Annotated in this window: 16 protein-coding genes; 7 read left to right on the top strand and 9 right to left on the bottom strand. The window is 60.9% G+C overall.

The annotated features are described in order from the left end of the window. Window positions 1-34: 34 nt before the first annotated feature. From ACMCNM_RS06355 to ACMCNM_RS06335, 5 genes are all read left to right on the top strand, one after another. Window positions 35-1,852 (top strand): penicillin-binding protein activator, encoded by a 1,818-nt coding sequence (locus ACMCNM_RS06355; RefSeq protein ID WP_412764098.1) that lies wholly within the window; start codon window positions 35-37, stop codon window positions 1,850-1,852. Continuing rightward, window positions 1,852-2,223 carry a YraN family protein gene (locus tag ACMCNM_RS06350; RefSeq protein ID WP_027594005.1) on the top strand — a complete coding sequence of 124 codons (372 nt, stop codon included), beginning with the start codon at window positions 1,852-1,854 and terminating at the stop codon, window positions 2,221-2,223. The genes ACMCNM_RS06355 and ACMCNM_RS06350 overlap by 1 nt, the downstream gene beginning before the upstream one ends. An 86-nt stretch (window positions 2,224-2,309) precedes the next feature. After that, the gene (locus tag ACMCNM_RS06345; protein ID WP_012274070.1) at window positions 2,310-2,903 is read left to right on the top strand and encodes a phosphoheptose isomerase; all 594 of its coding nucleotides are present in this window, start codon (window positions 2,310-2,312) and stop codon (window positions 2,901-2,903) included. Continuing rightward, on the top strand, window positions 2,900-3,478 hold the full coding sequence (locus tag ACMCNM_RS06340; RefSeq protein ID WP_027594004.1) for a BON domain-containing protein: 579 nt from the start codon (window positions 2,900-2,902) through the stop codon (window positions 3,476-3,478). Before ACMCNM_RS06345 ends, ACMCNM_RS06340 begins: the two co-directional genes overlap by 4 nt. A 142-nt stretch (window positions 3,479-3,620) precedes the next feature. Next, entirely contained in the window at window positions 3,621-3,839 is a 219-nt protein-coding gene (locus tag ACMCNM_RS06335; protein WP_099430372.1) for a YgdI/YgdR family lipoprotein, read from the top strand. Window positions 3,840-3,885: 46 nt separating this feature from the next. On the opposite strand, the gene ACMCNM_RS06330 is transcribed toward ACMCNM_RS06335, so the two are convergent. From ACMCNM_RS06330 to rplM, 7 genes are all read right to left on the bottom strand, one after another. Then, window positions 3,886-4,317 (bottom strand): ClpXP protease specificity-enhancing factor, encoded by a 432-nt coding sequence (locus ACMCNM_RS06330; RefSeq protein ID WP_027594002.1) that lies wholly within the window; start codon window positions 4,315-4,317, stop codon window positions 3,886-3,888. A 10-nt stretch (window positions 4,318-4,327) separates the two neighbouring features. Continuing rightward, window positions 4,328-4,951 carry a glutathione S-transferase N-terminal domain-containing protein gene (locus ACMCNM_RS06325; RefSeq protein WP_412764097.1) on the bottom strand — a complete coding sequence of 208 codons (624 nt, stop codon included), beginning with the start codon at window positions 4,949-4,951 and terminating at the stop codon, window positions 4,328-4,330. Between the two features lie 117 nt (window positions 4,952-5,068). Then, a complete protein-coding gene (locus tag ACMCNM_RS06320; RefSeq protein ID WP_027594000.1) occupies window positions 5,069-5,848 on the bottom strand; it encodes a cytochrome c1 in 780 nt (259 codons plus the stop codon). After that, a complete protein-coding gene (locus tag ACMCNM_RS06315; RefSeq protein WP_027593999.1) occupies window positions 5,848-7,059 on the bottom strand; it encodes a cytochrome b in 1,212 nt (403 codons plus the stop codon). The genes ACMCNM_RS06320 and ACMCNM_RS06315 overlap by 1 nt, the downstream gene beginning before the upstream one ends. After that, complete coding sequence (gene petA / locus ACMCNM_RS06310; RefSeq protein ID WP_027593998.1) at window positions 7,059-7,652, bottom strand: ubiquinol-cytochrome c reductase iron-sulfur subunit; 594 nt, start codon at window positions 7,650-7,652, stop codon at window positions 7,059-7,061. Before petA ends, ACMCNM_RS06315 begins: the two co-directional genes overlap by 1 nt. 262 nt (window positions 7,653-7,914) lie before the next feature. Then, window positions 7,915-8,307 (bottom strand): 30S ribosomal protein S9, encoded by a 393-nt coding sequence (gene rpsI, locus ACMCNM_RS06305; protein WP_009404633.1) that lies wholly within the window; start codon window positions 8,305-8,307, stop codon window positions 7,915-7,917. A gap of 14 nt (window positions 8,308-8,321) precedes the next feature. After that, window positions 8,322-8,750, bottom strand: a complete 429-nt coding sequence (rplM, locus tag ACMCNM_RS06300; RefSeq protein WP_008097538.1) for a 50S ribosomal protein L13 — start codon at window positions 8,748-8,750, stop codon at window positions 8,322-8,324. Between the two features lie 257 nt (window positions 8,751-9,007). Between rplM and ACMCNM_RS06295 the strand changes: the two genes are divergently transcribed. Next, window positions 9,008-10,048 (top strand): NADP(H)-dependent aldo-keto reductase, encoded by a 1,041-nt coding sequence (locus ACMCNM_RS06295; RefSeq protein ID WP_027593997.1) that lies wholly within the window; start codon window positions 9,008-9,010, stop codon window positions 10,046-10,048. 213 nt (window positions 10,049-10,261) lie between these two features. Continuing rightward, complete coding sequence (locus ACMCNM_RS06290) at window positions 10,262-11,182, top strand: GlxA family transcriptional regulator (protein ID WP_172960431.1); 921 nt, start codon at window positions 10,262-10,264, stop codon at window positions 11,180-11,182. 116 nt (window positions 11,183-11,298) lie between these two features. Here the strand turns inward: ACMCNM_RS06290 and zapE are convergent, their stop codons facing one another. Both zapE and ACMCNM_RS06280 read right to left on the bottom strand, forming a co-directional pair. Then, complete coding sequence (zapE, locus tag ACMCNM_RS06285) at window positions 11,299-12,393, bottom strand: cell division protein ZapE (protein ID WP_027593995.1); 1,095 nt, start codon at window positions 12,391-12,393, stop codon at window positions 11,299-11,301. An 85-nt stretch (window positions 12,394-12,478) separates the two neighbouring features. After that, on the bottom strand, window positions 12,479-13,828 hold the full coding sequence (locus ACMCNM_RS06280) for a tryptophan--tRNA ligase (protein WP_412764096.1): 1,350 nt from the start codon (window positions 13,826-13,828) through the stop codon (window positions 12,479-12,481). Between the last annotated feature and the right edge of the window lie 22 nt (window positions 13,829-13,850).

Below are 13,850 nucleotides of genomic sequence, written 5' to 3'. Positions count from 1 at the left end.
GCCGGCCAACTTGATCGAGTAACAGGACCTTTACATGATCGCTTGCCTGCGGCTGCTCTCAGCCCTCTGCCTCGCTACCCTGCTGGCAGCCTGCGCCAGCTCGCCCTCATCCAGCCTGGGCGAGCTGCCGCGCACTCCGGACGCCAGTATCGAGCAACTGCTCGAAAAGGCCGCCTCCAGCAAGTCCGCGGAAGACGCCGCCCTGCTGCGCCTGAGCGCCGCAGACCTTGCGTACAAGCAGAAGGACTACCCGCGCGCCGCACGCATTCTCGAGCAGGTCCCGATGGACACGCTCAAGCCCGCCCAGCAAGTGTTCGCCAGCACCCTTGGCGCCGAGCTGGCGATGAGCCGCAACCAGCCCAAAGCGGCACTGAGCGCGCTGTCGCACCCCAGCTTGCAGCGCGTTGGCGAACTGCCGGTAGAACAGCAAGCACGCACCTACAGCGTCCACGCGGCCGCCCTTGAAGCCGATGGCCAGTCGCTGGCAGCGGCACAACAGCGCATCCTGCTCGCCCCGCTGCTCAGCGGCCAGGCCGCCAGCGCCAACAATGACGCCATTTGGGCACTGGTCGCCGCATTGCCTGCAGAGCAGTTGCAGCAGCCCGCCACCGACCCGGTCCTGGCCGGCTGGACCAGCCTGGCCCTGGCGGTGAAAACCGCCGGCACCCTGGAGCAACAGCAAGCCGCCATCGATGCCTGGCGCAAACAGCACTCGGACCACCCAGCCGCCCAGCAACTGCCGGTGGCGCTGGTCAAGCTCAAGGAGCTGGCCAGCCAGCCATTGACCAAGATCGCCCTGCTGCTGCCCCAGGAAGGGCCTTTGGCGGGTGTCGCCCGCGCGCTGCGCGATGGTTTCATGGCCGCTCACTTCCAGGCCCAGCAGTCGGGCCAACCGGCGCCAGCCGTGCAGGTATTCGACAGCTCGCGCATCACCTCGCTGGACGACTTCTACCGCCAGGCCCAGGCCGCTGGTGTGCAACTTGTAGTCGGCCCGCTGGAAAAACCCCTGGTGAAGAAGCTCGCTGCTAATCAGCAGTTGCCAATCACCACACTGGCACTGAACTACGCAGACGCCGGCCAAACAGCCCCGCCGCAACTCTTCCAGTTCGGCCTCGCCGCTGAAGACGAAGCCCGCGAAGTCTCGCGCCGCGCCCGCGCCGACGGCAAGGTACGTGCCGTTGCCCTTGTGCCAAGTGGTGAATGGGGCGACCGCGTGCTCGCCGCTTTCCGCAAAGACTGGGAAAGCAACGGCGGCACCCTGCTCGCCGCCGAGCGCATCGCTCAACCGGTCGCCCTGGCCCAGCAAATTGCCGACCTGTTCCAACTGCGCCAAAGCGAAGGCCGCGCCAAGAGCCTGCAAAGCACGGTAGGCGGCAACATCGCCGCGCAGCCATCGCGCCGCCAGGACATCGACTTCATCTTCCTTGCCTCGACACCGCAGCAGGCCCAGCAGATCAAGCCGACCCTGAACTTCCAGTACGCGGGCGACGTGCCGGTCTACGCCACCTCGAACCTGTACAGCGCCAGCGGTGACGTCAACCAGTACAACGACATGAACGGCATTCGTTTCTGCGAAACACCGTGGCTGCTCGACACCAGCAACAGCCTGCGCCAGCAAGTGGTCCAGCAATGGCCACAAGCAGCCGGCAGCCTCGGCCGCCTGTACGCCATGGGTGTGGATGCCTACAGCCTGGCACCCCGCCTGGGCCAGCTGAAAGCCCTGCCGGATAACCGCATCCAGGGCCTGTCCGGCAGCCTGAGCATGAACGCCAACCAGCGCATCGAACGTCAACTGCCGTGGGCCGAGTTCGCTGGTGGTCAGGTCAAGCGCCTGCCAGACACCGCCCGCTGATGCCCGACGCATCGCCTACCCAGGCCGGCCATGCAGCCGAAAACCAAGCCCTTGAGTACCTCCAAGGGCAAGGTTTGCAGCTGCTGACACGCAATTGGCGATGCAAAGGCGGTGAGCTTGATCTGGTCATGCTCGACGCCGATACAGTAGTATTCGTCGAAGTCCGCTACCGGCTGCACGCGAGCTTCGGTGGCGCCCTCGGCAGTATCGACGGGCGCAAGCAGAAACGGCTGGTGTTGGCTGCCAGCCTTTTCCTGCAGAAGGAATGCCGCTGGGCCACACACCCCTGCCGCTTCGACGTTGTCGCCCTGCAGGGCAGCCACCACGCAGGCAGACCGCTTCAATGGCTGAAAAACGCCTTCGAATGCTGAACCCACTTCGTATTTTTTGCTCTATGTTTCGCGGGCTGGTCGTTGATGCGCGCAGCAAAGGCCACCGCCCCACTTAAGGTCACCAGATGGACATGCAATCCCGAATTCGCCGGCTGTTCCAGGCCAGCATCGATACCAAGCAACAGGCAATGGACATCCTGGCACCGCACATCGAGCAGGCCAGCTTGGTCATGGTCAATGCGCTTCTCAACGAAGGCAAGATGCTCGCCTGCGGCAACGGCGGCTCGGCCGGCGATGCCCAGCACTTCTCGTCAGAGCTGCTCAACCGCTTCGAGCGCGAGCGCCCGAGCCTGCCGGCCATCGCATTGACAACCGACAGCTCGACGCTGACCTCGATTGCCAATGACTACAGCTACAACGAAGTCTTTTCCAAACAGATTCGCGCCCTGGGCCAGCCCGGCGATGTGTTGCTGGCGATTTCCACCAGCGGCAACTCGGCCAACGTGATTCAAGCGATCCAGGCCGCACATGATCGCGAAATGATTGTCGTAGCATTGACTGGACGTGACGGTGGCGGCATGGCTTCGCTGCTGCTGCCCGAGGACGTGGAAATCCGCGTGCCCTCGACAGTCACCGCGCGTATCCAGGAAGTCCACCTGCTGGCGATCCACTGCCTGTGCGACCTGATCGACAGCCAACTGTTCGGGAGTGAAGAATGACCCCTATGCGCCTCGGCCTGATGGCCCTGACCCTGTGCCTGAGCGTCACCGGCTGCAGCTCGGTGCTGACCTCCACCCGCAATTCGCCAATCGAGGACGATCGCGGCACGCGTACCATCGGCAGCAAGATCGATGACTCGCTGATCGAAACCAAGGCTGCGGTGAATATTTCCAAGGCCAGCCCAGACCTGGACAAGGGCTCGCACATCGTTGTCAGCAGCTACAACGGCATTGTCCTGCTCGCCGGCCAAACCCCGCGCGCCGACCTCAAGAGCTTGGCCGAGCAGACTGCAGGCCAAGTTCAGCGCGTGAAGAAGGTACACAACGAACTGCAGGTGATGCAGCCGTCCTCCATCCTCGCGCGCAACAACGACGCTTGGCTGACCACCAAAATCAAGACCCAAATGCTGACCGACAACGCCGTGCCAAGCTCGCGCATCAAGGTGATTACCGAAAACGGTATTGTCTACCTGCTCGGCCTGGTGACCCAGCAAGAGGCCAACGCCGCCACCGGCGTAGTCCAGAGCGTGTCGGGCGTGCAGAAGATCGTCAAGCTGTTCGAGTACATCGACTGATTCATTGGCCTGTTCCGATCTCATCGCCGGCAAGCCGGCTCTCGCAGGGTTCGTGGTTTACCTGTGGGAGCCGGCTTGCCGGCGATGAGGCGCATACAGGCCACCACAAAGCTTTACCCTTCAGAAATTCAGGAAACACCGCATGAAGAAGCTCCTGCTGCCTGCCCTGCTGATTGGCACCTTCGCCACTCTGGCCGGCTGCTCCACACCCAGCCTGATCACCCTGAACGACGGCCGCGAGTTCCAGGCCGTCGACGCGCCGCGCTACGAGAAGGCCACCGGCTTCTACGAGTTCCAGCAACTCGACGGCAAACGCACCCGCATCAACAAAGACCAGGTGCGCACCATCAGCGACCTGTAATCGCAGCTGCAAATAAAAAGGCGATCCGGTTGGATCGCCTTTTTTGTTACTTGACCACTTTGAGGCTCGGCCGGCCCGTCGGACGCGGCGGCTGGCCACCCCCTTCAGGTGGGCCGTCATCATCCGGCTCGACGTCGTCGTCTTCCAGCTCATCGCCTTCCAGCAACGACGGCTCCAGCTCGAAGACCATGCCCTGCCCGTTCTCACGGGCGTAGATACCGAGGATCGCACCAATCGGCACGAACAACGTGTGGGCGACGCCGCCGAAGCGGCCCTCGAAGCTCACCGCATCGTTATCCATGTGCAGGCTGCGCACGGCGCTCGGCGAGATATTCAGGACAATCTGACCATCACTGGCAAAACCTTGCGGCACTTGGACTGCCGGGAATTCGGCATTGACCAGCATATGGGGCGTGCAATCGTTGTCGACGATCCACTCGTACAGTGCTCGAACCAGATAGGGGCGACTGGAGTTCATCAACAGCTCCTTAAAGCTTGCGCATTTCACGTTCTACGGAGGACAGGCTCGCCATGAAAGGCTCGCGGGCAAACTGTCGCTCCATGTAATCCAGCAGCGGCTTGGCTTGCCGCGGCAATTCGATACCCATGACCGGCAAACGCCAGAGTATGGGCAATAGACAACAATCGACCAGGCTTTGCTCATCACTCATGAAGCAGGCGAACTCACCGAACAGCGGCGAGACACCAGTCAAGCTCTCACGCAATGCCTTGCGCGCCTCGGCCCGGGCAGCGTCAGTGCTGCGCGCGTCGAGCACGGTGTCCGCCAGGGCACACCAGTCACGCTGGATGCGGTGCATGAGCAGGCGGCTGTTGCCACGCGCCACAGGGTACACCGGCATCAAGGGTGGATGCGGGTAACGCTCTTCGAGGTATTCCATCACCACGGTCGACTCATACAACGCCAGGTCGCGGTCGACCAAGGTCGGCACGCTCCCATAGGGGTTCACCTCAACCAGCTTGGGCGGCAGACGGCCAGGATCGACGTCGACGATCTGCACGCTGATGCCTTTTTCGGTAAGAACGAGGCGTACCCGATGAGAATAGTGATCAGCGGGATCGGAATAGCAGGCTAACCTGTTGGTTGCGCCCATGTAGCGCCTCCTCGCACGAGATGCTCGTAAAACTCTAAATGAAAACGCGCCCGGGGTACCCTGGCAAATCTGCTAGGGCCCCCCGGGCGCGTTCAACTACCAGAAATTACTGCGTGATCAGTGCACGTCCTTCCAGTATTCACGCTTGAGCAAATAGGCGAATACGAAGAAGAAAGCCAGGTACAGCAACACATAGGTACCAATGCGCTGGCTTTCCAGTTTGACCGGGTTGGCCGAATAGGCCAGGAAGGTCACCAGGTTCTTGACCTTCTCGTCGAACTGCTCGGTCGTCAGGGTACCGGAATTCGGCGTGATGGTCAGCTGGTCGCACGCTTCATGGGTCAATGGGCTGCCCGTCAGCGGGTCAAACTGCTTCTTGCCATCGACCACACTCTGCACCTGCTTGCAGCCAACCACCTGGTTGCCCTGCAGGCCGACCAGTACGTTGGGCATGCCGACGTTAGGGAACACCTTGTTGTTCACCCCATAAGGACGCGACTTGTCCTCATAGAAGCTGCGCAGGTAGGTGTACAGCCAATCGGTACCCCGCACCCGGGCGACCAGGGTCAGGTCGGGTGGCGCGGCGCCGAACCAGGTCTTGGCATCGCTTGGCTTCATGCCGATGTTCATGTGGTCACCAATCTTGGCACCGGTGAACACTAGCTTTTCAAGCATCAGCTCGTGGGGGATACCCAGGTCATCGGCGACCCGCTCGTAGCGCTGGAACTTGGCGCTGTGGCAACCCATGCAATAGTTGGCAAAGGTACGCGCACCATCCTGCATGGCCGCTTTGTCGGTCAGGTCGATGTCGACCTTGTCCAGCTCCAGGCCGTGTTCCGCAGCGAAGGAAAAGGCAGGCATCACTGCCAGCAAAAATACTGCAATCAACTTTTTCATCAGCCAGTCACCCTTTCCGGAACCGGTTTGGTCTTCTCGAGCCTTGTGTAGAACGGCATCAGCAGGAAGTAGGCGAAGTACAACACCGTGCACACCTGCGACAGCAAGGTGCGCCCTGGTGTCGGTGCCAGCACGCCCAATATGCCGAGGATGACGAAGGCCACGCAGAACACCAGCAGGAAGAGCTTGCTGATCCAGCCTTTGTAACGCATGGAGCGCACCGGGCTGCGGTCGAGCCAAGGCAACACGAACAGCACGGCGATGGCGGCACCCATGGCGATCACACCCATGAGCTTGTCAGGCACCGCACGCAAGATCGCGTAGAACGGCGTGAAGTACCACACCGGTGCAATGTGCTCAGGCGTCTTGAAGGCGTTCGCCTGCTCGAAGTTCGGTTTCTCCAGGAAGTAACCGCCCATTTCCGGGAAGAAGAACACCACAGCGCAGAACACGAAGAGGAACACGACCACGCCGACAATGTCCTTGACGGTGTAGTACGGGTGGAACGGAATGCCGTCCAGCGGGATACCGTTTTCGTCCTTTTTCTTCTTGATGTCGACGCCATCGGGGTTGTTCGAACCCACTTCATGCAAGGCCAGGATGTGCAGCACCACCAGGCCCAGAATGACGATCGGCAGGGCTACCACATGCAGGGCGAAGAAGCGGTTCAGGGTAATACCGGAAATCAGGTAGTCACCACGAATCCATTGGGTGAGGTCGTCGCCGATCACCGGAATCGCACCGAACAGCGAGATGATCACCTGGGCACCCCAGTACGACATCTGCCCCCAAGGCAGCAGGTAGCCCATGAAGGCCTCTGCCATCAGCGCCAGGTAGATCAGCATGCCGAACAGCCAGACCAGCTCACGTGGCTTCTGGTAGGAGCCGTAGAGCAGCCCGCGGAACATGTGCAGGTAGACCACGATGAAGAACGCCGACGCGCCGGTGGAGTGCAGGTAGCGCAGGATCCAGCCGTATTCCACGTCACGCATGATGTACTCGACCGAGGCGAAGGCCTCTTCTGCCGAGGGCGTGAAGCTCATGGTCAGCCACACACCGGTGACGATCTGGTTGACCAACACCAGCAACGCCAGGGAGCCGAAGAAATACAGGAAGTTGAAGTTCTTGGGCGCGTAATACTTGCTCAGGTGGTCTTCCCACATCTTGGTGGCGGGGAAGCGCGCATCAATCCAGTCCATGAACTTGCTCATCATGCGTTCTCCTGATCGACGCCGATGACAATGATGTCGTCCGACTCATACGAGTGCGGCGGCACTGGCAGGTTGAGAGGCGCCGGCTGCGACTTGTAGACACGGCCAGCCAGGTCATAGTGGGAACCGTGGCACGGGCAGAAATAGCCCCCTACCCACTTTGGCCCCAGGTCGGCGGGCGCCACTTCAGGGCGGAACGTCGGCGAGCAGCCCAGGTGGGTGCACAGGCCTACGAGAATGAGTATTTCCGGCTTGATCGAGCGCACCTGCGGGTCGACGTAGGTGGGTTGCACCGAGGCCTTCGACTCGGGGTCGGACAGGTCTGCGGTAATTTTCTTGAGGTTCCCGAGGATCTCCTCCGTTCGCCGTACGATGAATACAGGCTGGCCACGCCACTCGGCCACCATCTGCTGCCCGGCCTCGACCTTGGCGATATTCACCTTCACCGGTGCACCCGCGGCTTTCGCCTTGGCACTGGGAAACCATGACCCCACGAACGGTACCGCAGCCCCCACTGCCCCCGCCGCCCCGACCACAGAGGTCGCGGCTACGAGGAAGCGGCGCCGGCCTGCGTTGACGCCGTCATTGCTCATTCAGTCCTCTCCCATCAGCTTGCTTGGCCTGTTGGATCAGGCCTGTACTTAGGTAATGTCTGTGGCACTAAAAATTGGCCGCCATGGTAAGAAACAAATCCACACACTGACAAGGTGATTACCCGATTGCGGGCTACAACCCTCGCTTTGCTTGATCTGCGTCTATGCGGTAAGCCGTCACGGACATGCTGACAGGTTAGTTCAAGACATAAAAAAAGCCCGGCTCCAAAGGAACCGGGCTTTTTCGACTGCCGAAGCGAAATTAACGCTTGGAGTACTGAGGACGCTTACGCGCTTTACGCAGACCCACTTTCTTACGCTCAACTTCACGAGCGTCGCGGGTGACGTAGCCAGCACGACGCAGAGCGCCACGCAGGGTTTCGTCGTATTCCATCAGAGCGCGGGTGATACCGTGACGGATCGCACCGGCTTGACCGCTGACACCACCACCAGCAACGGTGACGTAGATGTCGAACTTCTCAACGGTCTCGGTCAGTTCCAGCGGCTGGCGAACAACCATGCGAGCGGTTTCGCGGCCGAAGAACACGTCCAGAGAACGGTTGTTGATGGAAATGTTACCAGTACCCGGACGCAGGAAAACGCGAGCGGTTGCGGTCTTGCGACGGCCAGTGCCGTAATTTTGAGTCGCCGACATAATGAACTATCCCGTTAGATCTTCAGTTCTTGAGGCTGCTGAGCAGTGTGTGGGTGAGCAGCACCCGCGTACACTTTCAGCTTACGGTACATGTCGCGACCCAGCGGGTTCTTCGGCAGCATGCCTTTGACCGCGGTTTCGATAACACGCTCAGGGGCCTTGGCGATCAACTTCTCGAAGTTGATTTCCTTGATACCGCCTGGGAAGCCGGAGTGGGAGTAGTACATTTTGTCGGAAGACTTGGCGCCAGTTACACGGATTTGCTCGGCGTTGATGACGACGATGTAGTCGCCGGTGTCAACGTGAGGGGTGTATTCTGGTTTGTGTTTGCCACGCAGACGGCTAGCGATTTCGGTAGCCAGACGACCCAGGGTCTGGCCAGCGGCGTCGACTACGAACCACTCGCGCTTTACTGTTTCCGGTTTAGCAGTAAAAGTTTTCATTCTCTAAAGCCTCAGAGGCCGCCCAGCGAAAAATAGACGGCGAATCTTACTGGATAGTGCACAGCTTGCCAAGGGCAAGCGCGCAGCCGAACACAGACGCTTTTGGGGGCTCGGGTCGGGCACGCCAATGTTCGACGGGGTTCTTCCTGCGTGGTGGTGCATCACTTCCGCCACACGGAGAGGTGCCGAATTATCCAGATTGCGCGAAAAATTTCAACCTGCTTTTATGGGCTTCTTTACCAAGGAGAGTTTTCCCGATGGAATACCGCCAGCTCGGCCGTACCGATCTCAACGTCAGCGCCCTGTGCCTGGGCACCATGACCTGGGGCGAACAGAACGTTCAGGACGAGGCCTTCAAGCAGATTGCGATGGCCAAGGCCGCCGGGGTCAACTTCATCGACACCGCCGAAATGTACCCGGTGCCACCGCGCCCAGAGACCTATGCCGCCACCGAGCGCATCATCGGCAACTGGTTCCGCGAGCAGGGCGATCGCGACGACTGGATCCTGGCCAGCAAGGTCGCAGGCCCCGGCAACGGCATCAGCCACATCCGTGATGGCCAGCTCAAGCACAACCGCCAGCACATCGTCGCGGCGCTGGACGAAAGCCTGAAACGCCTGCAAACCGACCGCATCGACCTGTACCAGCTGCACTGGCCGGAGCGCAGCACCAACTTCTTCGGCAAGCTGGGCTATCAGCACCTGCCACAAGACCACTTCACCCCACTGGAAGAGACCCTCGAAGTGCTCGATGAGCAGGTGCGCGCGGGCAAGATCCGCCACATTGGCCTGTCCAACGAAACGCCGTGGGGCACAATGAAGTTCCTGCAACTGGCAGAAGCCCGCGGCTGGCCGCGCGCGGTATCGATCCAGAACCCGTACAACCTGCTCAACCGCAGTTTCGAGGTGGGCCTGGCGGAAATCGCGATCCGTGAGCAATGCGGGCTGCTGGCTTATTCGCCGCTGGCCTTTGGCATGCTGTCGGGCAAATACGAGAACGGCGCCCGGCCAGAAAAAGGCCGCCTGACGCTGTTCAGCCGCTTCGCCCGCTACTCCAACCCGCAGACCGTGGCGGCCTGCAGCCGCTATGTGCAGCTGGCCCAGGCACATGGGCTGGACCCGGCGCAGATGGCCCTGGCGTTCGTCACACGCCAGCCGTTCGTGACCAGCAACATTATCGGTGCGACTAGCGTCGAACAGCTCGAGAGCAACCTGGCGAGCCTGGACCTGAAGCTGAGCGATGAGCTGCTGGCGGCGATCGAGGCGATCCATCAGGACCAGCCCAACCCGGCGCCCTGAACCCAGTGCAACGCTGTCCCTTTCGCGGGTGAACTCGCGAAAGGGACCGTGCAATTCTGCGGGGTAGACACAATCGCCAAAAAATAAGACGATCCAGCCGGTGATTGACCACTCTACCCTATAAGAACAATGACAATGATGTTTACCCAACCCTCCGCGTCGCTGCGGCGCGTCAGCATCCTGGCCATTGACAAGGTGTTTGCTTCGACCTTGATGCAAGCCAAGGATTTCTTCCACCTCGCCAGCCTGCGGTACAGCAAGCAATTGGGCCTGGGCCTGCAGCCCATGTTCGAAATTGGCCTGGTGAGCCCAGACGGCCAGCCCGTGGACAGCTTCAGTAATGTCCAGCTGCCGGTCGACGGCGGCCTGAACGATGCCGATATCATCATCCTCCCAGCGTTCTGGGACGACTTCGACAACCTCATGCAGCGTTATCCACAGGTGTTGCCGTGGCTGCGTGAGCAACATGCCCGTGGCGCCGTGCTGTGCGCTGAAGCCTCTGGTGTGTTCTGGCTGGCCGAGTCCGGCCTGCTCGACGGCAAGGAGGCGACGACCTACTGGCGTTTCTTCGCCAATTTTGCCGAGCGTTTTCCGAAAATCCGCTTGAACCAGGACAAGCACCTGACCGATGCCGACAATATCTATTGCGCGGGCGGTGCGACGTCGGCCTGTGACCTGTATATCTACCTGATCGAGCGCTTCTGCGGTGCCAACGTGGCCCGCGCCGTGGCCCGCGACATCCTTTACGAAGTGCAGCGCAACTACACCCCGGGGCGCATGGGTTTTGGTGGGCAGAAACTGCACCAGGACCTGATCATCCTGCAGATCCAGCATTGGCTGGAAGAGCACTTCGCCGACAAGTTCCGCTTCGAGGACGTGGCCCGCAACCACGGCATGAGCATTCGCAACTTCATGCGGCGCTTCCAGGGCGCAACGGGCGACAAGCCGCTGCATTACCTGCAACGGCTAAGGATCGAGACCGCCAAGGGCTTGTTGTCGAGCACGCGCAAGAGCATCAAGACCATCAGCTACGAAGTGGGCTACGACGACGCCAGCTTCTTTGCCCGGTTGTTCCGCCAGCACACGGAGTTGTCGCCGAACCAGTATCGGCAGCAGTTCATGCAAGAGGCTTGAGGCCTAGGGGGCCGCTACGCGCCCCATCGCGACACAAGGCCGCTCCTACAAAAGAACGCGATCTCTTGTAGGAGCGGCCTTGTGTCGCGAAAGGGCTGCGCAGCAGCCCCCATGCCTTACGGCTTGTGCGCGCGCGACAGGAACTCGTGCGACTGCATCTCCAGCAACCGGCTCAAAGTCCGCTGGAATTCAAAGCTCAGACGGCCACCGGTGTACAGGTCCTTCAACTCCACCTCAGCCGAAATGATCAGCTTGACGTTACGGTCGTAGAACTCGTCGACCATGTTGATGAACCGGCGGGCGATATCATCGGTGGCAACGCCCATCTGCTCGACATTGCTCAGCAACACGGCATGGAAGATCTTGCCCAGCTCGATGTAGTCGTTCTGGCTACGCGGCCCGTCGCACAGGGCGCGGAAGTCGAACCAGGCGACGTCATCGCAGGTGCGCAGAGCGTTGATCGGGCGGTTTTCGATCATCAGCACGTCGTTCTCGACAGCCTGGGTGCACTCAGGGGTCAGTGCCTTGAAGCTGGCACGCATGCTCTGGTGTGCGGCGTCATTGAGCGGGAAGTGGAACAGTTCGGCCTGCTCCAGGTGACGCAAGCGATAGTCCACGCCACTGTCGACGTTCACCACGTCGGTGTACTGCTTGATCATGGCGATGGCGGGCAGGAAGCGCGCACGCTGCAGGCCGTCCTTGTACAGGCCGTCCGGCACGATGTTGGACGTCGCCACCAAGGACACGCCGTTCTTGAACAGCTCCTCCATCAAGGTGCCGAGGATCATCGCATCGGTAATGTCGGAAACGAAGAACTCGTCGAAGCAGATGACTTTGGCTTCGTCGCTGAAACGCTTGGCGATGAGGGTCAGCGGGTTTTTCTCGCCCTTGAGGGTTTTCATTTCCTCGTGCACGCGCTTCATGAAGCGGTGGAAGTGCGTCCGCATCTTCTGCTTGAACGGCAGCGCCTCGTAGAAGGTGTCGACCAGGTAGGTCTTGCCACGCCCTACCCCACCCCAGAAGTACAAGCCCTTGACCGGCGTCTGCTCTTTCTTGCCGAACAGTTTGCCGAACACGCCCGGCTTGTTGTTCTGCGCGTGTACTAGGTCGTCGTACAGGCGCTGCAAGTGACGCACCGCAGTCTCCTGCGCCGCATCATGGAAGAAGTCGGGACGTTTCAGATCTGCTTGGTATCGTTCTAGGGGCGTCATGATTTCGTTAGCGAGGCAACAAAAAACGGGCCGTCACTGTAGCGACAGGCCCGCTTAATGGCAATCAGACTTGCGTCAAACTGTCTCAGTCCTGCTGTGGCACCAGGGCCTCGTGGAGGCTTTGAACAGCCGCATCACGGGCTTCGGCCGTGTCGAACTGCGGCCCTTCAGCCACCTGCTCGCCATTCAGCCACAGGCTGAAGCTCAGCCCTTCAGCACGCACATCGGCTTCGCCACCTTGCTGCAGTTGCTTGCTGACGGCGCCGGCGCTTTTGCCGTCGGCGAAGCTGCGCGACAGCAGTAGTTGCTCGCCGTCGGCGGCCAGCAGGCGGAAGCGGAAGCTGCCATCCTCGTCACGGAAGCTGACGAAACGCGCGCTCTTGGCGGCCTTTTTCTTCACTTCGGTGTTGGCCTGGACGCTACTGCGGAACGAACGCAGGCCAACGGCTTCGCGCAGTTGCTCAAGGAACGGCGTGGCGATATTGCGGGCCTTGGCGGCACCGGCCAACAGGATGTCTTCCAGGTCCGATGGACGCGAGATCAGTTGATGGTAGTGGTCGCGCTTCTCGGCCAGTTGCCCATCCAGCAGCTGGAACAGACGCTGCTTGGCGTCGCCCCAGCCCAGGCCCTGCAGCAGCTCTTCGCGGAACCCGGCGCATTGCTCCGGCGTCGAGAAGGCCTGGTACAGGGTGAACAAGTGCGAAGTGTCCGGGTCTTTCGCTTCGCCCGGCGCGCGCGAGTCGGTCACAATGCGCGAAATAGCGTCTTTCATGTCCTTCGCGCTGGTGAACAGCGGGATGGTGTTGTCGTAACTCTTGGACATCTTGCGCCCGTCCAGGCCCGGCAACGTCGCCACGCTCTCTTCGATCACCGCCTCCGGCAGGGCGAAGAAGTCCTTGCCCTGGCCGAACAGGTGGTTGAAGCGCTGGCCAATGTCACGCGCCATTTCCACGTGCTGGATCTGGTCACGGCCGACCGGCACCTTGTGGGCGTTGAACATCAGGATGTCGGCGGCCATCAGCACCGGGTAGCTGAACAGCCCCATGGTCACGCCGGCGTCCGGGTCTTCACCGTTCTCGACGTTCTTGTCCACCGAGGCCTTGTAGGCATGGGCACGGTTGAGCAGGCCCTTTGCAGCAACGCAGGTCAGCAACCAGGTCAGTTCGGGGATTTCCGGGATGTCGGACTGGCGGTAGAAGGTCACCTTGTCCGGATCGAGGCCACCGGCCAGCCAGGTGGCAGCGATTTCCAGACGCGAGCGCTGGATGCGCAGCGGGTCGTCGCATTTGATCAGGGCGTGGTAGTCGGCCAGGAAGTAGAACGAATCGGCACCGGGTTGCTGGCTGGCGCGGATCGCCGGGCGGATGGCGCCGGCGTAGTTGCCCAGGTGCGGGGTGCCGGTGGTGGTGATACCGGTAAGGATGCGCGTGGTCATGGGTGTTCGCTTATTCAGGCTT

This window comes from Pseudomonas sp. NGC7, from assembly GCF_047159675.1.
GTDB classification, from domain to species: Bacteria; Pseudomonadota; Gammaproteobacteria; order Pseudomonadales; family Pseudomonadaceae; genus Aquipseudomonas; species Aquipseudomonas kermanshahensis.
This window is presented reverse-complemented; position numbering and strand designations above follow the sequence as displayed.